General features: G+C 67.7%; 17 protein-coding genes and 1 riboswitch. Of the genes, 8 read left to right on the top strand and 9 right to left on the bottom strand.

What is annotated here, in order from left to right:
• Positions 1-284 precede the first annotated feature (284 nt).
• Positions 285-1,286, bottom strand: a complete 1,002-nt coding sequence (locus ACFK0J_RS06325) for a GlxA family transcriptional regulator (protein WP_378737403.1) — start codon at positions 1,284-1,286, stop codon at positions 285-287.
• 124 nt (positions 1,287-1,410) lie between these two features.
• Here ACFK0J_RS06325 and ACFK0J_RS06320 point away from each other — a divergent pair, with 124 nt between their 5' ends.
• Positions 1,411-2,322 (top strand): NAD(P)-dependent oxidoreductase, encoded by a 912-nt coding sequence (locus tag ACFK0J_RS06320; RefSeq protein ID WP_378737401.1) that lies wholly within the window; start codon positions 1,411-1,413, stop codon positions 2,320-2,322.
• Between the two features lie 100 nt (positions 2,323-2,422).
• Here ACFK0J_RS06320 and ACFK0J_RS06315 read toward each other — a convergent pair whose 3' ends face one another.
• Together ACFK0J_RS06315 and ACFK0J_RS06310 are read right to left on the bottom strand one after the other, a co-directional pair.
• A complete protein-coding gene (locus ACFK0J_RS06315; protein ID WP_218474109.1) occupies positions 2,423-3,640 on the bottom strand; it encodes an NADP-dependent isocitrate dehydrogenase in 1,218 nt (405 codons plus the stop codon).
• A 305-nt stretch (positions 3,641-3,945) separates the two neighbouring features.
• The gene (locus ACFK0J_RS06310) at positions 3,946-5,442 is read right to left on the bottom strand and encodes an MFS transporter (protein ID WP_378737399.1); all 1,497 of its coding nucleotides are present in this window, start codon (positions 5,440-5,442) and stop codon (positions 3,946-3,948) included.
• A gap of 134 nt (positions 5,443-5,576) precedes the next feature.
• Between ACFK0J_RS06310 and ACFK0J_RS06305 the strand changes: the two genes are divergently transcribed.
• From ACFK0J_RS06305 to ACFK0J_RS06295, 3 genes are all read left to right on the top strand, one after another.
• A complete protein-coding gene (locus ACFK0J_RS06305) occupies positions 5,577-6,299 on the top strand; it encodes a TetR family transcriptional regulator (RefSeq protein ID WP_378737397.1) in 723 nt (240 codons plus the stop codon).
• A 41-nt stretch (positions 6,300-6,340) separates the two neighbouring features.
• Positions 6,341-6,451: riboswitch (SAM riboswitch) on the top strand.
• A gap of 93 nt (positions 6,452-6,544) precedes the next feature.
• Positions 6,545-7,891, top strand: a complete 1,347-nt coding sequence (locus ACFK0J_RS06300; protein WP_378737395.1) for a bifunctional o-acetylhomoserine/o-acetylserine sulfhydrylase — start codon at positions 6,545-6,547, stop codon at positions 7,889-7,891.
• A gap of 38 nt (positions 7,892-7,929) precedes the next feature.
• Positions 7,930-9,048 (top strand): homoserine O-acetyltransferase, encoded by a 1,119-nt coding sequence (locus tag ACFK0J_RS06295; RefSeq protein ID WP_378742664.1) that lies wholly within the window; start codon positions 7,930-7,932, stop codon positions 9,046-9,048.
• A gap of 214 nt (positions 9,049-9,262) precedes the next feature.
• On the opposite strand, the gene ACFK0J_RS06290 is transcribed toward ACFK0J_RS06295, so the two are convergent.
• A complete protein-coding gene (locus ACFK0J_RS06290; protein ID WP_378737393.1) occupies positions 9,263-9,928 on the bottom strand; it encodes a TetR/AcrR family transcriptional regulator in 666 nt (221 codons plus the stop codon).
• A gap of 161 nt (positions 9,929-10,089) precedes the next feature.
• Between ACFK0J_RS06290 and ACFK0J_RS06285 the strand changes: the two genes are divergently transcribed.
• Positions 10,090-11,043 (top strand): oxygenase MpaB family protein, encoded by a 954-nt coding sequence (locus ACFK0J_RS06285; RefSeq protein ID WP_378737391.1) that lies wholly within the window; start codon positions 10,090-10,092, stop codon positions 11,041-11,043.
• Positions 11,044-11,116: 73 nt separating this feature from the next.
• Here the strand turns inward: ACFK0J_RS06285 and ACFK0J_RS06280 are convergent, their stop codons facing one another.
• Together ACFK0J_RS06280 and ACFK0J_RS06275 are read right to left on the bottom strand one after the other, a co-directional pair.
• On the bottom strand, positions 11,117-11,362 hold the full coding sequence (locus ACFK0J_RS06280) for a DUF3017 domain-containing protein (RefSeq protein ID WP_378742662.1): 246 nt from the start codon (positions 11,360-11,362) through the stop codon (positions 11,117-11,119).
• 111 nt (positions 11,363-11,473) lie between these two features.
• Positions 11,474-11,878 (bottom strand): RidA family protein, encoded by a 405-nt coding sequence (locus tag ACFK0J_RS06275; RefSeq protein ID WP_378737389.1) that lies wholly within the window; start codon positions 11,876-11,878, stop codon positions 11,474-11,476.
• Between the two features lie 131 nt (positions 11,879-12,009).
• Between ACFK0J_RS06275 and ACFK0J_RS06270 the strand changes: the two genes are divergently transcribed.
• Together ACFK0J_RS06270 and ACFK0J_RS06265 are read left to right on the top strand one after the other, a co-directional pair.
• Positions 12,010-12,555 carry a carboxymuconolactone decarboxylase family protein gene (locus ACFK0J_RS06270; protein WP_378737387.1) on the top strand — a complete coding sequence of 182 codons (546 nt, stop codon included), beginning with the start codon at positions 12,010-12,012 and terminating at the stop codon, positions 12,553-12,555.
• A 402-nt stretch (positions 12,556-12,957) separates the two neighbouring features.
• Positions 12,958-13,422: a tRNA (cytidine(34)-2'-O)-methyltransferase gene (locus ACFK0J_RS06265; protein WP_378737385.1), complete on the top strand. Its 465-nt coding sequence runs from the start codon at positions 12,958-12,960 to the stop codon at positions 13,420-13,422.
• Between the two features lie 81 nt (positions 13,423-13,503).
• On the opposite strand, the gene ACFK0J_RS06260 is transcribed toward ACFK0J_RS06265, so the two are convergent.
• The 3 genes from ACFK0J_RS06260 to ACFK0J_RS06250 all read right to left on the bottom strand — a co-directional run bounded on the left by ACFK0J_RS06260 (position 13,504) and on the right by ACFK0J_RS06250 (position 18,596).
• Positions 13,504-14,541, bottom strand: a complete 1,038-nt coding sequence (locus ACFK0J_RS06260; RefSeq protein ID WP_378737383.1) for a DUF4349 domain-containing protein — start codon at positions 14,539-14,541, stop codon at positions 13,504-13,506.
• Between the two features lie 93 nt (positions 14,542-14,634).
• Complete coding sequence (locus tag ACFK0J_RS06255; RefSeq protein ID WP_378737381.1) at positions 14,635-18,120, bottom strand: error-prone DNA polymerase; 3,486 nt, start codon at positions 18,118-18,120, stop codon at positions 14,635-14,637.
• A gap of 20 nt (positions 18,121-18,140) precedes the next feature.
• Positions 18,141-18,596 carry a hypothetical protein gene (locus ACFK0J_RS06250; RefSeq protein WP_378737379.1) on the bottom strand — a complete coding sequence of 152 codons (456 nt, stop codon included), beginning with the start codon at positions 18,594-18,596 and terminating at the stop codon, positions 18,141-18,143.
• A 157-nt stretch (positions 18,597-18,753) separates the two neighbouring features.
• Here ACFK0J_RS06250 and ACFK0J_RS06245 point away from each other — a divergent pair, with 157 nt between their 5' ends.
• Positions 18,754-19,734, top strand: a complete 981-nt coding sequence (locus ACFK0J_RS06245) for an SDR family NAD(P)-dependent oxidoreductase (protein WP_378737377.1) — start codon at positions 18,754-18,756, stop codon at positions 19,732-19,734.
• The last annotated feature ends 228 nt before the right edge of the window (positions 19,735-19,962 follow it).

Here is a 19,962-nt window from a genome sequence, read left to right as displayed (position 1 = left end):
GGACATGCCAGCTCGTCCGCTCAGCCTCGGGGCGTGCGGGAACCTGGGTGGCGAGTGGGGTGGTCACATGTTCATGAAACGCCTCTCCGACCGGTTTCGCTTCCCGAGTAAACGTGAGTTGGGCCACCATGCCGTATAGAAAACGTGCAGGTCAGAATGTAAAAATGCGCAATCTGGACGGGCCTGCCATGCGACCTGGCAATTTCCGTTTGGAAACAACCGCGTACCCCACAACGGCCCGAGCACCTGAACCACCGGGTGTGGCCAGCGTCATCCGGGCCGACTCAGGCGGCGGGCGGCGCCTCGCGCTGTTCGAAGGTGCGGCGGTACTCGACGGGCGTGACCCCCACGACGGCGGCGAAGTGGCGGCGTAGGTTGGCGGCGGTACCGAGGCCGCACAGCCGACTGATCCGGTCGATGCCGAAGTCGGTGGATTCCAGCAGGGTTTGCGCGCGGGCCAGGCGTTGGGTCAGCAACCACTGCTTCGGCGTGGCGCCGATCGATTGCCGCAGACGCCGGTGGAAAGTGCGCGGACTCATGGCGGCGCGGGCGGCGAGCAGCTCGACGGTGAGTGGCTCATCGAGGTGGGCGGCAGCCCATTCCAGTGCGGGACCGAGGTCGGCCTCGGCCCTTGCCTGGACCGACAGATCGATGAACTGGGCCTGATCGCCCGCGCGATGTGGCGGGACCACCAATCGCCGGGCCAGCCGGTTGGCGACGGCGGCGCCGAAATCGCGGCGCACCAGGTGCAGCGACAGATCGAGCGCCGCGGTCATTCCCGCGCTGGTGAGAATGTCACCGTCATCGACATAGAGCGCCGTGCCGTCGATCGCGACGGCGGGATAGCGGCGGGCCAGGATGGCCGCGTGCTCCCAGTGCGTGGCGATCCGTCGCCCGTCCAAGATGCCCGCGGCGGCGAGCACGAACGCACCGGTGCACAGCGCGACCATCCGCGCTCCCCGGCGCTTCGCCTCGATGAGCACGTCGAGCAACTCTCGGGGCACCTCGCGGTCGGCGGCAACGCAGTCGTAGGCGACCGAGGGAACGAACACGGTGTCGGCCGACACCAGCTCGGCCACACCGTATTCGGCGCGCAGGTACGCGCCGTGCCCGATGGACGACTCGGTCACCTCGGGCAGCACCGAGCAGATCCGCAACTCGTACCAGGGCTCGGCGAGATCGGGTTGGGGGGTGCCGAAAATCGAGGCGACCACGCCCAGCTCGTAGAGGTCCCAGGGATGCATGGCTCCCGGCGTGACGGCGATGGCGATGGTGCGGCCGGTCATGGTCGCCAGCATATGGCAGGAAGCGTTCGCTGATGGTCAGTCCTGCCACTCGTGCGTAGCGATCGAAGTGCGAAGACTGAGTTTCGGGCGCCCGACCTACCGAACTCGAGCTATGGAGGAATGTATGACCAGCGGCCACACAGCAGCATCGAATGGGCAACGCGCGCCGGTGACAGTGCTGGGACTCGGGACCATGGGCGCGGCGATCGCCGAAGTGTATTTGCGCGGCGGCTACCCGACGACGGTGTGGAATCGTTCGCCGGGCCGGGCACCACAGCTGGACGAGTTGGGCGCTGTGCGCGCTGACTCGCTCGCCGAAGCGCTGACCGCCAGCGTGCTGACCGTCGTCTCGATCGCCGACACCGCCGGCGTTGCGGCGCTGCTCGAATCCGTCCCCGAAGCACTGGCCGGGCGCACCGTGCTGAACGTCTCGACGGGCCGCCCGGACGAGGCTCGCGAGCTCGCGAGCTGGGTGGCCGCGCGGCAAGGCCGGTTCTTGGACGGCGGAATCCTCGGCATGCCCGCGACATTGGGCACGCCCGACGCCCTCCTCCCGTACAGCGGCTCACCGGAAGCGCACGCCGAGCACGGTGCGACGATCGCGGAATTGGGAGCGGCGAAGTATCTCGGGGCGGACGCCGGAGTAGCGGCCCAACACGATATGGCGGTGCTGGCGGGCATGTACGGCCTGTTCAGCGGCTTCTTCCAAGCCGCGGCGATGATCGGCGGCGAGCACACCACCGCCCGCGATTTCACCGCCACGTTCCTGGTGCCGTGGTTGCGCGAACTGCTCGACGTGCTGCCGACACTCGCCGCCGATCCGGACTCCGGCGAGTTCGCGCCCACCTTCGTGGGTCTCGCGGACATTTCGACCGTGCTGCGGATGCTCCGCACCGCCAGTCGCGACCAGGGCATTCGCACCGATCTGCTCGACCCGCTCCAGCACCTGTTCGAAGCGGGTATCGAACGCGGTTACGGCTCGGACAACCTCACGCGGGCCATCTCGGTGCTGCGCGAAAGCCCGGTTGCCGCCTGACCCGGAAAACAGTCCGGGCACCCGTACCACCAGGTGGTGCGGGTGCCCGTATGTTCACCCCCGGCGCCGGATTCTCTTCCAGCGCCGGGATATTCACCGGTCAGCGCAGGGCGCGGGCCAGGTTCGCGTCGAGCGCGCCGAGGAATTCCTCGGTGCTCAGGTAGCCCTGGTCGCCGCCGACGAGCGAGGCCAGGTCCTTGGTCATCTGACCGCCCTCGACGGTCTTGATGACGACATCCTCGAGGGTCTGCGCGAAGCCGATGACCTCGGGGGTGTTGTCCAGCTTGCCACGGTGCTCGAGCCCGCGCGTCCAGGCGAAGATCGACGCGATCGGGTTGGTCGAGGTCGGCTTGCCCTGCTGGTGCTGGCGGTAGTGCCGGGTGACGGTGCCGTGCGCGGCCTCCGCCTCACAGGTCTTGCCGTCCGGGGTCAGCAGCACCGACGTCATCAAGCCGAGCGAACCGAAGCCCTGTGCGACGGTGTCGGACTGCACATCGCCGTCGTAGTTCTTACAGGCCCAGACGTAACCGCCCTCCCACTTCATCGAGGAGGCGACCATGTCGTCGATCAGGCGGTGCTCGTAGGTCAGGCCCGCCGCGTCGAACTGGGTCTTGAACTCGGCGTCGAAGACGTCCTGGAAGGTGTCCTTGAACATGCCGTCGTAGGCCTTGAGGATGGTGTTCTTCGTCGAGAGATACACCGGGTAGTTCTGCTGCAGGCCGTAATTGAACGAGGCCCGCGCGAAATCGATGATCGAGTCCTTGAAGTTGTACATCCCCATGACGACGCCGCCGTCCTCGGGCATCTTCACGACCTCGTGCTGGATCGGCTCGCTGCCGTCCTCCGGCGTGAAGGTCACGGTGACCGTGCCCGCCTGGTACACCTTGAAATCGGTGGCGCGGTACTGGTCGCCGAACGCGTGGCGGCCGATGATGATCGGCTTGGTCCAGCCGGGCACCAGGCGCGGAACGTTGGAGATGATGATCGGCGCACGGAAGATGGTGCCGCCCAGGATGTTGCGGATGGTGCCGTTCGGCGACCGCCACATCTTCTTCAGGCCGAATTCCTTGACGCGGGCCTCGTCCGGGGTGATCGTGGCGCACTTGACGCCGACACCGTGGCGCTTGATCGCCTCGGCCGCGTCGATGGTGACCTGGTCGTCTGTCTTGTCCCGGTATTCGATGCCCAGGTCGTAGTACTCGAGGTTCACATCGAGATACGGATGGATCAGCTTGTCCTTGATGAACTGCCAGATGATCCGGGTCATCTCGTCGCCGTCGAGTTCGACGACGGTACCTTCAACCTTGATTTTGGACATGGATCTTCGTGTCCTCCTAGGATGGTGCCCTCATTGCACGGCCAGGTGAACACGCTTGTGAGCGGACCCCAGCTGTTCCAACAGACAACGTATATGCCCCGCGTTGTCCGCGAGACGTGTGGTCAAACAAGACAAGCGTACTGCTGCCGACGATCGTGGTGTGCGGGCAGCCCCCCGAGTGAGAAACCCCACGAACTTACTGACTGGTAGGTCGTTGCGCAATTCGCAGGTCGCCGCCGTAACGACCGCGGTCCGCGTGCCGCAACCCTGGCGACACGCGGACCGGGAGGTCGTCACGTCGATACTCAGACCCCGACGTGCACCGGGCGCGCCCCGTCCTCGGAACCCTCGATAAGGTTCTCCGGCCGGTCCCGGATCATCAGCGCGATCACCGGCACGGCGGCGAGGAAGAACCCGGCGCCGACGTAGAACGCCACGTCATAGCTGTGGATCGAGGCGCGGGCGATCAGGTTGTCGATCGTCGGATGGCTCTCCGCGTAGGACTTGGCCGTCTGCACCGAGATGGTGGTCAGCAGGGCCGTGCCGACCGCGCCGCCGACCTGCTGCGCCGCATTGAGCAGCGCACTGGCCACGCCCGAATCCGCTTCCGCCACCTGATGCAGCGCGACGGTCTGCATCCCGACGAACAGCGGACCCATGCCGAGTGCGATCAGCACCTGCGCGGGCAACACGCTGGTCGCGAAGCCGTCGCCGTAGTCCAGCTGGGCCAGCCACACCAGACCGAGCACCCCGAGCACCGCACCGGCCACCATCAGCGGACGCGGGCCGATCTTCGGCAGCAGCGCGCTGGTGATGCCAGCTGAGATCGCGATACCGGCCGGGAACGGCAGGAACGCGAAGCCCGCCTTCAGCGAGGAGTAGCCGAGGGTGATCTGGAAGTAGTAGCTGAGGAACAGGAACATCGCGAACATGGCGATCGGCACGAGCAGCGCGGCGAGGAACGCGCCGCCACGGTTTATCTCACCCGGAATATGCAGCGGCAGCAGCGGATCGGCCGAGCGCCGTTCGATCGCGACGAACGCGATCAGCAACGCGGTCCCGGCAACCAGCAGGCCGATGGTGCTGCCGGCGAGCCAGCCGTCGTCGGCGGCCCGGCTGAAGCCGTACACGATCGCGATCAGGCCGAGGGTCACGGTGATCGCGCCCGGCACGTCGTAACCACCGGTGCGCGGGGCAGGCACATCCTTGACTACCCAGGCCAGCGCGCCGAGCAAAGCGAGCAGCGCGATCGGGGTGTTCACCAGCAGGCACCAGCGCCACGAGGCGTACTCGGTGAGCGCGCCGCCCGCGATCAGGCCGAGCGCGGCGCCACCGGCGGAGATGCCCGCGAACACGCCGAATGCCGTTGCCCGTTCACCGGGTTCGGTGAACGTCACCGACAGCAGCGACAGCGCCGCGGGGGCGAGCAACGCCGCGAACGCGCCCTGGAGCGCACGCCCGGCGAACATCTCCGCACCGTTCTGCGCGAGACCGGCAAGTGCCGACGCCGCGGCGAAACCGATCAGGCCGATGACGAAGATCCGCCGCCGCCCGAGGTAGTCGGCCAGTCGGCCGCCGAGTAGTAGCAGGCCGCCGAAGATCAGCGTGTACGCCGTCAGCATCCACTGCTTGTTGCCCTCGCTGATCCCGAGGTCGTGCTGCGCGAACGGCAGCGAAATGGTCACGATGGTGGCATCCAGCACCACCATGAGCTGGGCCAACGCAATCACCGCCAGGGCGAACCAGCGGGCCGAACCGCCCTGTCTTCCCGGAGCGTCTACCGCATTCGCAGTCTCGGTCACCGTTTTCTCCTCCTCATCCGACACAAGTCGCCATCCTGTCATGTCACGACATTTGTCGTCAAGAGAAAAATGTCTTAGTACGACATTTGACTGTAGCAGACAGTAAGAGACCGGGTTGCGATAGTGTGGTGACCATGCTCGAGTCACCGACGCCTACGGGCGCGAGTGCCGCAGCGGAGAACCCTGCGAGCGCATCGACACCTGCGGGACCACCCCCCGGTCTGCGTGAACGTAAGAAGCAGCAGACCCGACTGCGGATCATCGAGGTCGGCCTGAACCTCTGTGACACACAGGGATTCGACGCGACGACGGTCGAACAGATCGCCAACGCCGCCGATATTTCGCCCCGCACGATCAACCGGTACTTCGACAGCAAAGAAGACATCGTCCTCGGTCCGATCCGGGACTTCAGCATCGCCGTTGCCGAGGCGCTGCGCAGTTTGCCGCCAACCGGCAACGAGCTGGCATCGCTGCGCGAAGCGTTCCTGCGGGTCATCGACAAGGCCGCGGTCACCCCGGCCGAGGCACCCGTGTCCTTCCAGCAGTTCCAGCAGATGCAGCGGATACTGCGCAGTAGCCAGGCGGTCAGCGCGCGCAGTCTCGAGCACGCCGACAGGCAGAACACCGCGATCGCCGAAGTACTCGCCGAACGGCTCGGCACCGAGCCGGACGCCCTGCCGGTGCGCTTGATCCTCGGCGTCTGGCAGCTGATCGGGCATCTCGGCATGGAACGCTCGGACGCTTTGTTCGATGAGGACCTCACGGCGGCGGCCGCGGCCGGACGCCAGACCTTCGTCTCGACATTCGACGAGTTCATGCGTGTCTGCTGCGTCGGGCCGACTACCGAAAACGGATGAGATTTCGGCGCATGACCGACCGCCGGTTATGATGCCCGTCAGGTCATGAGTGCCAGCGCCAAGCCCCGGCTCGCTGGTCGGCAACCCTCCAGCAGCGGTGGGGTGCTCCGGGTGATGACCGGGCTCTCGAAGGTCGAGAGCAAGCGCGCTTTCCAGGAGGTTCCCGAAATGTGTTGTTGTCCTTCGCCCACATCCCGATGACCCGTTAGTTCTGGCGAACAACCTTTTCTTTGGAGCAAAACCACATGAGTGACTCCACTCTGTCCGCGGCCGACCCCATCCTCGCGGCCGATCCGTCCCGGTGGTCTTTCGAGACCAAGCAGGTCCACGCGGGACAGGCACCCGACGGCAGCACCGGTGCCCGGGCCCTGCCCATCTACCAGACCACCTCGTACGCCTTCCGCGACACCGAGCACGCCGCGGCGCTGTTCGGGCTCGCCGAGCCGGGCAACATCTACACCCGGATCATGAATCCCACCCAGGACGTGGTGGAGCAGCGGGTCGCCGCGCTCGAAGGCGGTGTCGCCGCGCTGCTGCTGGCCTCGGGGCAGGCCGCGGAGACCTTCGCGATCCTGAACCTGGCCTCGGCCGGCGATCACATCGTGTCCAGCCCGCACCTCTACGGCGGCACCTACAACCTCTTCCACTACTCGCTGCCCAAGCTCGGCATCGAGGTGTCCTTCGTCGACGACCCCGACGACCTGGCGCAGTGGCGCGCCGCGATCCGGCCGAACACCAAGGCGTTCTACGGCGAGACAATCGCCAACCCGAGCAGCGCCATCTTCGACATCCCCGGCATCGCCGCCATCGCGCACGCGGCCGGGCTGCCGCTGATCGTGGACAACACCGTCGCGACCCCGTACCTGATCCAGCCGCTGGCGCACGGCGCCGACATCGTCGTGCACTCGGCGACCAAATACCTCGGCGGGCACGGCTCGGCGGTGGCCGGGGTGATCGTCGACGGCGGTAATTTCGACTGGACGGTGACCGACGCGCAGGGACAGCCGCGCTTCCCCGGCTTCACCACCCCGGATCCGAGCTACCACGGCGCGGTGTTCGCCGATCTCGGCGCGCCCGCCTTCGCGCTCAAGGCGCGCGTGCAACTGCTGCGCGACCTGGGCTCCGCGGTGTCGCCGTTCAACGCGTTCCTGATCAGCCAGGGCATCGAGACGCTGAGCCTGCGGGTCGAGCGGCACGTCGCCAATGCCAAGGCGGTGGCCGAATTCCTGACCACCCACCCGGACGTGGAATCGGTCAGCTACGCGGGCCTGCCGTCGTCGCCGTGGTACGAACGCGGGCAGCGACTCGCACCGAAGGGCGCGGGCGCGATCGTGGCCTTCGAACTGCGCGGCGGCGTCGATGCGGGCAAGAAGTTCGTGGACGGATTAGTCCTGCACAGCCATGTGGCTAACATCGGTGATGTGCGCTCCCTCGTGATTCACCCCGCGTCGACCACACATTCGCAGCTGACGCCGGACGAGCAACTCGTCGCGGGCGTCACTCCGGGCCTGGTCCGCCTTGCGGTGGGCATCGAGGGAATCGATGACATCCTCGCCGATCTGCATGCCGGTTTCGCGGCGGCGGCGACGTGAAGGTGAGTAGCGAACCGAGTTGCGCCCGTTCGTCCGGGGTGGTCCTGCCGCCCTCGGACGGGCGGCTCGGCATCATCCCGATCGGTGACGTGCGGCTGGAGAGCGGCGCGGTCATTCCGCAGGTCCACCTCGCCGTGCAGCGCTGGGGAGAGCTCTCCCCCACGCTGGACAATGTGGTGCTGGTCGAGCATGCGCTGACCGGCGACTCGCACGTGGTCGGCCACCCGGACGACATCCATCCGCTGCCCGGGTGGTGGGACGGGATGGTCGGACCCGGTTGTCCGCTCGACACCGACGAGTGGTGTGTGATCGCGACGAACGTGCTCGGCGGCTGCAAGGGCAGCACTGGCCCGTCGTCCCTCGCGCCCGACGGAAAGCCCTGGGGTGCACGGTTTCCGGAGATCTCCATCCGCGATCAGGTGGCGGCCGAGGCCGCGCTGATGGACCGGCTCGGTATCGAGCGGCTGGCCGCCGTGGTCGGCGGATCGATGGGCGGCATGCGGGTGCTGGAGTGGATGGTCGGCATGCCGGATCGGGTCGGTTCGGCACTGGTGCTCGCCGTCGGCGCCCGCGCCACCGCCGACCAGATCGGCACCCAGACCACCCAGATCGCGGCGATCAAGGCCGATCCGGACTGGCAGGGCGGCGATTACCACGACACCGACCGGGCCCCGATGACCGGCATGGGCATCGCCCGGCGGATCGCGCACCTGACCTATCGCACCGAGGACGAGCTGGACCATCGCTTCGAGAACAGCGCGCAGGGGGCCGAGGATCCGTGGCGCGGCGGCCGGTACGCGGTGCAGAGCTACCTGGACCACCAGGCCGAAAAGCTGTGCAGCCGTTTCGATCCGGCCACCTACGTGCTACTGACCGAGGCGATGAACCGGCACGACATCGGCCGGGGGCGCGGCGGCGTGCAGGCCGCGCTCGCCGCCACGCCGGTGCCGTGCGTGGTCGGCGGCGTCGACTCCGACCGGCTGTACCCGCTGCGCACGCAGCAGGAACTCGCCGACGGACTGCCGGGCTGCGACGGACTGGAAATCGTGCATTCCCGCGACGGCCACGACGGATTCCTCACCGAGGCCGCCGCGGTGTCGAAGCTGCTCACCGAAACGATGCGACTCGCTCAGCAGAGCCGTCAGCCCGCCAGCTGAACCCGCGTCGCGCGCGGATCCGACTGCCGCGCACCGGTTTGCGTGCAGCGCTGGTAATTGCGTGCAGCGCTGGTAATTGCGTGCAGCGCTGGTAATTGCGTGCAGCGCTGGTAATTGCGTGCAGCGCTGGTAATTGCGTGCAGCGCTGCTAATTGCCAGCGATTCCGTGCGCGTGGTGATGATAAGTGCGCGGCGGCGTTCAGCTCGGACTGCGTTACGCCGCAGGAGGTTTCGAGGGGGGCGTGCCGACCAGCAGGCCGACGATGGCGTGGACGAAACCCTGGAGGCGTTCGCGGGGGTACTCGTCGGGTTCGCTGACGGCCAGTCGGCCGAGCATCTCGGCGACCTGTAGCAGCGAATTGGTGAGCAGCGCGGAATCCACTCCTGCCCAACGGGGATCGAGTGCGGTGCCCATCCGGACCAGCGCTTCGGCCTGGTCGAAGATGCCCGCTCGGGAATTCCGCAGTGCCTCACGGTATTCGTCGGGGGCGTTGCCCGGTCCGGCGAGGATCAGTCGCCAGCGGGTCGGATTCTCCAGCGCCACACCGACGAACGCTTCGACGGTGGCCGACGCCGCGACGACCGGGTCGGCGCCCATCAGGTCGGTCGGCAGGGTCGCGGCGACCTGTTCCAGACCGCGCTCGCGTTCCCGTTCCAGCAGCGCCGCGACAAGGTCGGCGCGGGTCCTGAAGACGGTGTAGAGCACCGGCTTACCCACGCCCGCCTCCTGGGCAACCGCCTCCATGCTCAGCTCGTGCAGTTCCATTCGGCTCAGCACCGCGAAGGCGGCGTCGAGAAGTTGGGCTCGCCGCTGTTCCGGGGGTAGGCGTGGCGCGTAGCGCCGTCGCGGCCGATCCGGCGCGGTGCGCGATGTCGTCACTGCCTCACCTCCATGCGGTCCATCCTGACAGCATCCGACCGGGACCGGCGAATCCTTACGAGCACAAATGCTACGCACCCGTTGTATTCACCGTTCGCAATTGCTACGGTTGCGTTGTATTCATCCCCGGTGCCGGGGCGATCACCGCAAAGGAGCACGTGATGCAGTTCGATCCGACCACCCTGCGCCGGGACGACTACGGGTTCTTCGGCCCCGATTCACCGAGTTGGAAGATCTGGACCGCGCCCACCGCGGTCATCGGGTTCCAGCGGGCGGTGGTGCTCGAGCACTTCGACCCGTTCCTCACCGCGGCCGTCGCCGACTCGCGCGGCATCTACAGCGACCCGCGCAAGCGCCTCGACCACACCTTCTCCTACTTCCTGATCGCCGCGATCGCCGACGGGCGCACCGCCATCCAGGCGGCCGAACATCTCATGCGGATCCACGCGCCGATGACCGGCATCGAACCGATCAGCGGAAACCGCTACAGCGCGAACAGCCCCGAGACCCAGCTGTGGATCCACATCACCGGCTGGCATTCGGTGCTCAAGGCGTACGAGGTGTTCGGGCCGGGCCCGCTGACACCGGAAGAGGAGACGCGGTACTGGCACGAGTGCGCGATCGCCGCCGAGCTGCAGACCTGCAAGCCGGAGGACGTACCGCGCTCGCGCGCCGAGGTGCGCGAGTACTTCGCCGAGGTTCGCCCGCGCCTGTGCACCTCCGAGCGAGCCGAGGAAGGCATGCACCATCTGCTGTGGACCTCACCGCGCAACGGTGCCGGACTTTCGTATGCCGTTGGCAGCAGGCTACTTTCCCTGGCCTCGGTCGCGACGCTGCCGAAGTGGATGCGTAAGCTCGGCCGGTTCGACCGCCCCCGCATCGTGGATCTCGCGATCCGGCTGCCCGCGAAGGTGCTGGTCTGGGGGTTCACCAGATTCAACTCGTTCGGGCTGCTGCTCGCCGCCCCGTTCATCGCGCCGATGGCCGGTCAGATCTTGAAGGAGCACATCAACGCGCAGCCGCCCGCCAAGCTCGAGACGATCACCCCGAGCGAGGCCCGCGCCTTGTACAGCAGCCGATCCGGTCGCCCCACCCTGATCGCCGAACCAGCCTGAGACCTTCACGTTGCGCGCCAACGCACTCTCCGAGTTCGCGCGCACGAGGTCGGATGGGTGCGGGCGGGAGTGACTATCCGACGCCGAGGGTGTTGATGGTCGCGGCGATGAACACGATGGCGGAGCCGAGCAGCGTCAGCGCGCCCACATCGAAGGGCTTGCTGCGCACCGCGAGGAGCCCGACCCGCGCGGTCGGCAGGCACAGTCGGAACGCCGCGGCCAGCAAGGTCGCCCCGCCGAAGAACAGCGCGCCGCGGCGCCACCGGTCCTGCGCGACGAACACGATCGCCACCACGATGACCAGCGTCACCAGCACCATCGGCAGGTGCTGGCGCAGGAACTGGCCGGCCCGCTGGTCCGCGGTGGAGGTCTCGGCATCGGTCACCCCCCGATTCTGACAGACGCCGCGCAGGCCGCGCTGTCGACGGGCTCAGTCGACGACGGCGACGCCCTCGACCTCGATGAGGTGTTCCGGGGTGAACAAGGCGGCCACGCCGACGAGGGTGACCGCGGTTTCCGGGAACTCGTAGTGCGCGCGGGCGGCGGCACCGCCCGCACCGAGTGCCTCGAATTTCGACGGGTCCCAATCCACCACATAGAACCGAACGCTGACGAGGTCGGCGGGCTTACCGCCCGCCGCCTCCAGCGCGCGGCCCAGGTTGATCATGGCCTGGGTTGTCTGGGCGGTCAGGCCCCCGTCGACGACTCGCCCCGACGCGTCGGTGCCGACCTGGCCGGAGATGTGAATGATCCTGTTGCCGGTCGCCGAGGTCGCGTGCGCGAAGCCCGGTGCGGGCGGCTGTGAGTCTGGCGGGTTGTGCGATGTACTGCCCATCCGCGCATCCTAAGCGTAAATCGAGGATCAGGCTGCCTGCGGCACAAGCGGTTTCGATGTTGCGCGAAAACTCTACTACAGGGCGTAGTTTGAATGTAGAGTCGAATCATCCGACACAGGAGGGCGGGGTAATGCGAGCGTTGACACGGATTCGGCACTATCTCCAGGCGGTGCGGCAGGCCAAGCGGAACAGATCCGACCTGGTCGGCTGGCTCGTCCGGCGACCACAGATCCTGTTCAGCACAATGATTTACGAGACGGCTCTGATATTCAGCAACCGGTTGGACCCGAAGCTCAAAGAACTGGCCGAACTGAAAACCGCGGGCCTGGTGAACTGCGAGTTCTGTCTGGACATCGGCTCGGCGCTGGCGAAGTCGTCCGGCCTCACCGAGCAACAGCTGCTCGACCTGCCACGCTTCCGGACCAGCGACGCCTACACCGACCTGCAAAAACTCGTCATCGCCTTCGCCGAAGCGATGTCAAGCACACCCGCGGTCGACCTCGCCGACCTACGCGCCGAACTGCTGACCCACCTCTCGAAAGCCCAACTCGCCGAACTGGCGGCCACCATCGCCTGGGAAAACCAACGCGCCCGCCTCAACCAGGGCCTCGGCGTCCGCCCGACCGGCATGGCCGAAGGCGGCGTGTGCGCGCTGCCGGAGCGTCCGGCGAACTAGCCCGGTTCAGGGACGCCGCAACGTTGCCGCGCCCACGGTTTTGCGGTGTCGACCTCGACGGTGCGCAGGCGTCTCTCCTTTGCGGGCTTGATGCATGCCGAGTCCGATCTCGCCGCAAAGTCGGAGGAAATCCTGCGTGCGGAACGCGGCAGGCAAGCCGAGTGATCGTTTGCGACACAGGCCCGCTCATTGCCGTTGCCGAACGATTCGACGTGGCCGAGGTGGCAACCTTGGATCGGCGACACTTCAGCACCGTTCGAACACGCCATCGCACACCGCTTCGGCTACTACCCGACTAGCCAGCCCCTGCCCACGGGCTTTCATACGCGTCGGCTCCGGTCTCGCGGAGAGGTCGGGCAGGTCGGCGAAACAGCCGTGCAAGCGCCTGATTGACTGACCGTTGTGTTCCGTCTGATGTTTCATGAGCCCGCGATCCCCGGTAATACCGGCAATGCGATCCGATTGGTCGCCGGGACCGGGTGTGAGCTGCATCTGGTCGAGCCGTTGGGGTTCGACCTTTCGGAGGCGAAGTTGCGCCGGGCCGGGTTGGATTACCACGACCTGGCCTCGGTGACGGTGCACAAGAATCTCGCGGCGGCGTGGGAGGCGGTGCGTCCGGAGCGGGTTTTCGCGTTCACCACGCAAGCCACCACCCACTACACCGCAGTGGACTACCGCGAAGGCGACGTGCTGCTCTTCGGCACCGAACCAACCGGACTGCCCGCCGCGGTGCTCGCCGACCCCCACGTCACCACCCACCTACGCATCCCCATGCTCCCCGGCCGCCGCTCGATGAACCTCTCCAACGCCGCCGCCGTCACCGTCTACGAAGCCTGGCGCCAACTCGGCTTCCCCGGCGGAGTGTGATCGCCGCGCACGAATTCGCGGGCCGCGCACAAAATTGCCTGCAGAATCGGGCGCGGCGCGGCAAGAGGCGCGCGGCGACTTTTACGGCTTTTCGGTTTGGTCGCCCGGACGGTTGTCGGGGCTCTTCTCTTCGGTCGCCGTACTGCCCGCAGGTTCGGTAACCTTCGCCGTCCCAGCATCTTTCGAGGCAGCGTCCGTGGTGCCGGGCACCGGTGTCGATTTCGCGGGAGCCGCCGCGCCACGCTTTCCCCGGCGCAGCAGCAGCCGGACGAGGCCCCAGACCGCGGCGGCGAGCACCACCAGGAAGCCGAGCCACGGCAGCGCCTTGCCGGTGAACACGACGGCGTCCTTCAGCCACTCGACCAGCGAATCCCAGCCCGCGACGATCCCTTCCCAGAAGCTGTCGGCGCGGTCCTCCTCGGCCTTCGTGGTCTCGGTGGTGATGTCGATAGTGAGGGTGGACAGCGCGACGTCGTCGTCGAGGTGGCGCTTCTGCGCGGTCAGGCTGTCGAGTTCGCCCTGGCGGCTGGACAGTGCCTGCTCGGCGTTGATCAGGTCGGCGGTGTTCGTGGCGCTCGCGATGAGTCCACGCAGCCGGTCGACGGAGGCTTGCAGCGCCTTGATCCTGGCGTCCAGGTCTTCCCACTGCATCGTCACGTCGTCCCGATTGGTGCTCACCCGGGTGATGCGGCCGATGCCGCCGAGGCCGTCGATGAACGCGTCGACCTTGTCCGCGGGCACCCGGACGGTGAGGGTGGCGCTGGGATCGGTGTCGTCGGTGCCCGGCTGTTCGGTCCGGTTGTCGATCCGGCCGCCGACCTCGCGCACCCGGTCGGCGATCTCGGCCGCCGCCTCGATCGGCTTGCCCGCGGTGATCTCGACGCTGCCGGTGACGACTTCCTTACGCGCCGTGACCGTTTCACTGCCGGTGTTGTCCTTGCGCATGGGGCCCTGCTGGTCGCGCAGGCCCGGCGGCGCGGACGCGGGCGCGGGCGCCACGGTGGCGTAGGACGTCGGCTTGTCCGGTGGCGTGGCCCTCTTCGCGTCGTCGTCGGCACCGCAGCCGACGAGCAGGGTCAGACCGAGCAGACCGACGCACAGCACAGCAAGCTTCCGCATGATTCGCACAGTAGCCCCTTCAACTGCGCGAACGGCCCGACCCAACGGTTCTCTAGAGCCCTTCTAACACTTCTTTAAAACTGTGGGCGGCCGTCAGCGGAAGTCGCGTGATTTCGAGTCGACGCGCAGGTCCAGGCGTTGCAGATGTTCGGCGACGACGCTGACCGCGCCCTCGGCGTTCTGCACGCGGCCGCGGATCAGCAGCGCGGGGGCGCTCTGCGCCAGGCGGCGATAGCGGGTCCACAGCCCGACCGAGCAGACGATGTTCACCATGCCGGTTTCGTCTTCCAGATTGAGGAAGGTGACGCCCGCGGCCGTGGCGGGACGTTGACGGTGGGTTACCGCCCCGCCCACCAGCACTCGCGAACCGTCGGGCACCGCGAGCAGACCGGCGGCGGGAATGACGCCGAGAGCGTCGAGCCGCGGCCGCAGGAACTGGGTGGGGTAGCTGCCCGGGGAGACGCCGGTGGCCCAGACGTCGGCGGCGGCCAGTTCGAGGTCGCTCATGCCGGGCAGGACGGGGGCGGTGGTGGCGGCGCCGGTGCCGGGCAGGCGGTCCGGGCGTTCGCCCGCGGCGGCGCCCGCGGCCCACAGGGCTTCGCGGCGGGAGTGGCCGAGGCTACCGAGAGCACCCGCGGTGGCGAGCGATTCCGCTTGGGCGACAGTGAGTTCCACCCGGCCGGTCAGGTCGAGGAAGGAGGTGTATGGCCCCTGATCCCTTGCCGCGACGATCTTTTCGGCGAGATCGGTGCCGATATGCCGGATCGAGGCCAAGCCGAGGCGCACCTCGGTGCCCTCGTGCTCGAGGGTGGGTTCGGCGCGGCTGGCATTGATGTCGGGGCCGTGCACCCGCACCCCGTGCCTGCGGGCGTCGGCGACCAGGGATTGCGGGGAGTAGAAACCCATCGGCTGGGCGCGCAGCAGACCGGCGCAGAACGCCGCCGGGTAGTGCAGCTTGAACCACGCGGAATAGAACACGATCGAGGCGAAGCTCTGCGAATGGCTTTCCGGGAAGCCGAAATTCGCGAAGGCATAGAGCTTTTCGTAGATGCGGTCGGCGACCTCGCCGGTGATGCCGTGCAGGTCCCGCATGCCTTGGTAAAGGCGCTCTTTGAGGCGTTCCATGCGTTCCGGGGAACGTTTGGAACCCATGGCACGGCGCAGCTGATCGGCCTCGGCGGCGGTGAAGCCCGCGACGTCGACGGCCATCTGCATGAGCTGCTCCTGGAACAGCGGCACGCCGAGCGTGCGTTCCAGCGCGTTCTCCAGCGCCGGATGGTCGTACTCCCATTTCTCGAGCTTGTTGCGGCGCCGGATATAAGGATGCACCGAACCGCCTTGGATGGGCCCGGGCCGGATCAGCGCCACCTCCACCACCAGGTCGTAGAACTCCCGCGGTTTCAACCGGGGCAGCGTGGCCATCTGCGCCCGTGACTCCACCTGGAACACACCCACCGAGTCGGCCCGCGAAAGCATCTCGTAGACACCGGCTTCGCGCAGATCGAGCTTGTGCAGCTCGACGATCTCGCCGGTGTGCTCGCGCACCAGGTCGATCATGTAGTGCAGCGCGGAGAGCATGCCGAGGCCGAGCAGGTCGAACTTCACCAGCTTGATGGCCGCGCAATCGTCCTTGTCCCACTGCAGCACGCTGCGGCCGGGCATGCGCGCCCATTCCACCGGGCAGACGTCGGCGATGGGGCGGTCACAGATCACCATGCCACCGGAGTGGATACCGAGATGCCTTGGCAGGCCTTCGATTTCGGACGCGAGCTGCAGCACCTCGGCGGGGATGTCGGTGCCGGTCTCGGCGCCGACACCGGTCCATCGGCTCACCTGTTTGCTCCATGCGTCCTGCTGGCCGGGCGAAAAGCCCAGTGCGCGTGCGGCATCGCGCACCGCGGACTTGCCGCGGTAGGTGATCACATTGGCCACCTGGGCGGCGTACGCGCGACCGTACTTGGTGTAGACGTGCTGGATGGCCTCCTCGCGGCGATCGGATTCGATGTCGACATCGATATCGGGCGGTCCGTCGCGCGCGGGCGAGAGGAAGCGTTCGAACAGCAGGTTGTTGGTGACCGGGTCGACGTTGGTGATGCCGATCGCGTAGCAGACGGCCGAGTTGGCCGCCGAACCCCGGCCCTGGCACAGGATGTCGTTGTCCCGGCAGAAGGCGACGATGTCGTGCACCACCAGGAAGTAGCCGGGGAATTCCAGTTTGTTGATCACCGCGAGTTCGTGCTCGATCTGCTGGTACGCCTGCGGGTTTCGCTCCGGCGGGCCGTAGCGGGCCGCGGCGCCGGCGAGGGTGATTTCGCGCAACCAGGACTTCTCGTCGTGTCCGGCGGGCACGTCGAACGGCGGCAGCTTCGGCGCGATCAGCTTCAGATCGAAGGCGCATTCCCGGGCCAGCGCGACCGCGTTGTCCACCGCCTGCGGGCAATCGGCGAACAGCCGCGCCATCTCCGCGCCAGAACGCAGGTGCGCGCCGCCGGTGGGGGCCAGCCAACCGGCGATCTCGTCCAAACTCTGCCTGGCCCTGATCGCCGCGAGCGCCATGGCGCGGCGACGCTGGCCCGGCGCGGCGAAATGCGCTCCGGTGGTAGCGAGTACGGGCAGGCCGAGCCGGTCGGCCAGGGCGATGAGGTGGGCGTTGCGTTCGTCGTCCTCCGGGATGCCGTGATGGGTGAGTTCCACGCTCACCCGGTCGGTGCCGAACCGCTCCGTCAGATCGCGCAGCGCGGCCTCGGACCGCACGAGACGGGTACTGCCCGAACGCAAGTCGTGTTCGAGCGCTTGACGTAGGTGCCCCTTCCGGCAGCCGGTGAGGATCTGCCACTGCCCGTCGGCCGCCGCGGTGAGCGCGTCGAGGTCGTAGCGGAGAATGCCCTTCTCCCCCGCGGCCAGGTGCGCGGCCGCGATTTCCCGCGACAGTCGGCGGTAACCCTCTTGGCCGCGAGCCAGGATCAGTAGGTGCGGTCCGGCAGGATCTGGCGAGCCGGTGCGCGGCATGGAATCCGGTGCGTCGGCGTGGCCATTGCGTCGTTGATCGATCGAATCTCCTTGCTGCCCAGCGAACTCCGGGTTCTCCGACTTCGCCGCGGCGAGTGCGTCCAGCGCTGCCGCGCCGGTGCGCCGCTCGGCCGCGCGGCGCGAGCGCCTCCCGGTAGCCGGAGTTCCTTCAGCGGGCCGAGTACCCAGCGACAGTTCGGCGCCGAAGACCGTCGGCATCCCCAATTCCCTGGCCGCCTCCGCGAAGCGCACGGTGCCGTAGAAGCCGTCGTGATCGGTGAGCGCGATTGCCTCCAGCCCCAGCCGTACGGCCTCCTCCACCAGCTCCTCCGGTTGGCTCGCGCCGTCCAGGAAGCTGTAGGCCGAGTGCGCGTGCAACTCCGCGTACGGCACCGTCGGCCCGTCGGCGGGTGGCGCGGTTTCGGCCAGGTACTCGCCGCGCTTGCGCGACCAGGCCGGGCTGTCGCCGCCGTCGCCGGGATACATCGCGTCCGGATCGGTCCGGCCGGGGCGCCCCGACAGCACCCGCTCCAGCTCCGCCCAGGTAGGCGGCCCATTGCTCCACCCCATCGTCCATCACCTCCGCGGGCTCAGTTGCTCGGCAGGGGTTGCGTCGAGCCTTCGGTGAGCGCCGTTTCGACCTGGTCGAGCCGGCTACGGATGAGCGCGCCGTAGGCGTCGTCGGCAAGGACGTCGAGGTGCCCGCGGGCAATGGCGAGCTGCATGCGGGCGGCCTCGAAGTCGCCGACTCGACGATGACTGTCGGCCAGGTTGAGGTACAGCGACGGGAGGAAGCTGCGCAGTCCTTCGTCGAGCGGGATGCCGGGGCCGAACACCGCGGCGAGCGCCCGCCGATCCCAGAGCAGCGCGTCGGCGGCGGCGTCCTGTAGATCGGCGAGGTGATGCGCAATCACGCAGCGGTGCAAGGGATCACCGCCCTCACCGATCTCGTCCCACAACTTCTCCAGCGCTTGTCGCGCCGCCGCTTGGTCCCCGCCACCGAGCCGCACCGCGGCAAAGATGTCCGCCATCCGATCGTCCGCCATGCGCCGAGTATCGCACATATGTTCGATTGATTTCGAGAGGTTGTTCGACCCGTGTTCACCACCTCGACCCCGGCCCCGGAAAGTGACCAGTGCCACTTGGCGAGTAAACTTACTTCAGAGTAAGTTCATGCCAACCGAACCCTGCAAAGGAGCAGCGATGACCGACGCATCAGCTGACGCCGCCGGCCCGCGCGAAACCCGGCGCAGCCGTCGCAAGCGCGACATTGCCGGGCGGCATGTCCTCATCACCGGCGCCTCCTCCGGCATCGGCAAGGCGGCGGCGATCGCCGTGGCGGGCAAGGGCGCCACCGTGTTCCTGCTCGCGCGCCGCGCCGACGAACTTGCGAGCGTGGTCGAGGAGATCAGGGCCGAGGGCGGCATCGCCTACGGATACCAGTGTGACGTTACCGATTCCGACTCGGTGGACCATGCCGTGAAGACCATCCTCGACGAGCACGGCCACGTCGACATGCTGGTGAACAACGCGGGCCGATCCATCCGCCGCGCCATCCACCGCTCCACCGACCGGCTGCACGACTTCGAACGCACCATGGCGGTCAACTACTTCGGCGCGCTGCGGATGACGCTCGCCCTGTTGCCGCAGATGCGGGAGCGCAAGTTCGGCCACATCGTCAACATCAGCAGCGCGGGCGTGCAGGTGGCGACGCCGCGCTTCGCCGCCTACCTGGCCAGCAAGGCCGCACTGGACAAGTTCGCCGAGGTGGCCTCGGTCGAGACGATGGCCGACGGTGTCACCTTCACCACCATCCACATGCCGCTGGTGCGCACTCCGATGATCACCCCGAGCGGCGCCCAGGGACCGTCCGAATCCCCCGAGTGGGCGGCCGCGACGATCGTGCGCGCGCTGACCGAACGCCCCAAGCGCATCGACGTCCCGCTCGGCACCTTCGCCGAATACGGCGCCCTGCTCACTCCCAAGTTCCGCGACCGCATCCTGCACCGCTACTACCGCGCCCTACCGGACTCCCCCGCCGCCAAGGGCGAACCGGTGCAAAACACCGAAGACCCCACAGAACTCATTACCCAACCCCAACCCCGCCCCCGCTCAGCCGCCCGCCGCGTCACCGGCACCGCCCTCCGCCGCGCCGCCCGCTGGGTCCCCGGCACCCACTGGTAACCGCCGAACGGGACACGGCTGCGCCATCGGCCGAGTAGGCGCTCCATCATGTCCCGTCCGGCGTATGCGTTGGCAGCGAACGGGACATGGGGGCGGCATCGGTCGAGTGGGCGCTCCGCCATGTCCCACTCACCATGCCGCTGGCAGCGGACGGGACATGAGCGCGGCATCGGCCGACTAGGCGCTCCATCATGTCCCACTCACCCATGCCGCTGGCAGCGAACGGGA

Source organism: Nocardia brasiliensis (assembly GCF_042691675.1).
In the GTDB taxonomy this organism is placed as follows: domain Bacteria; phylum Actinomycetota; class Actinomycetes; order Mycobacteriales; family Mycobacteriaceae; genus Nocardia; species Nocardia brasiliensis_D.
The sequence above is the reverse complement of the archived record's forward strand: the minus strand, read 5'-3'. Positions and strand labels throughout refer to the sequence as shown.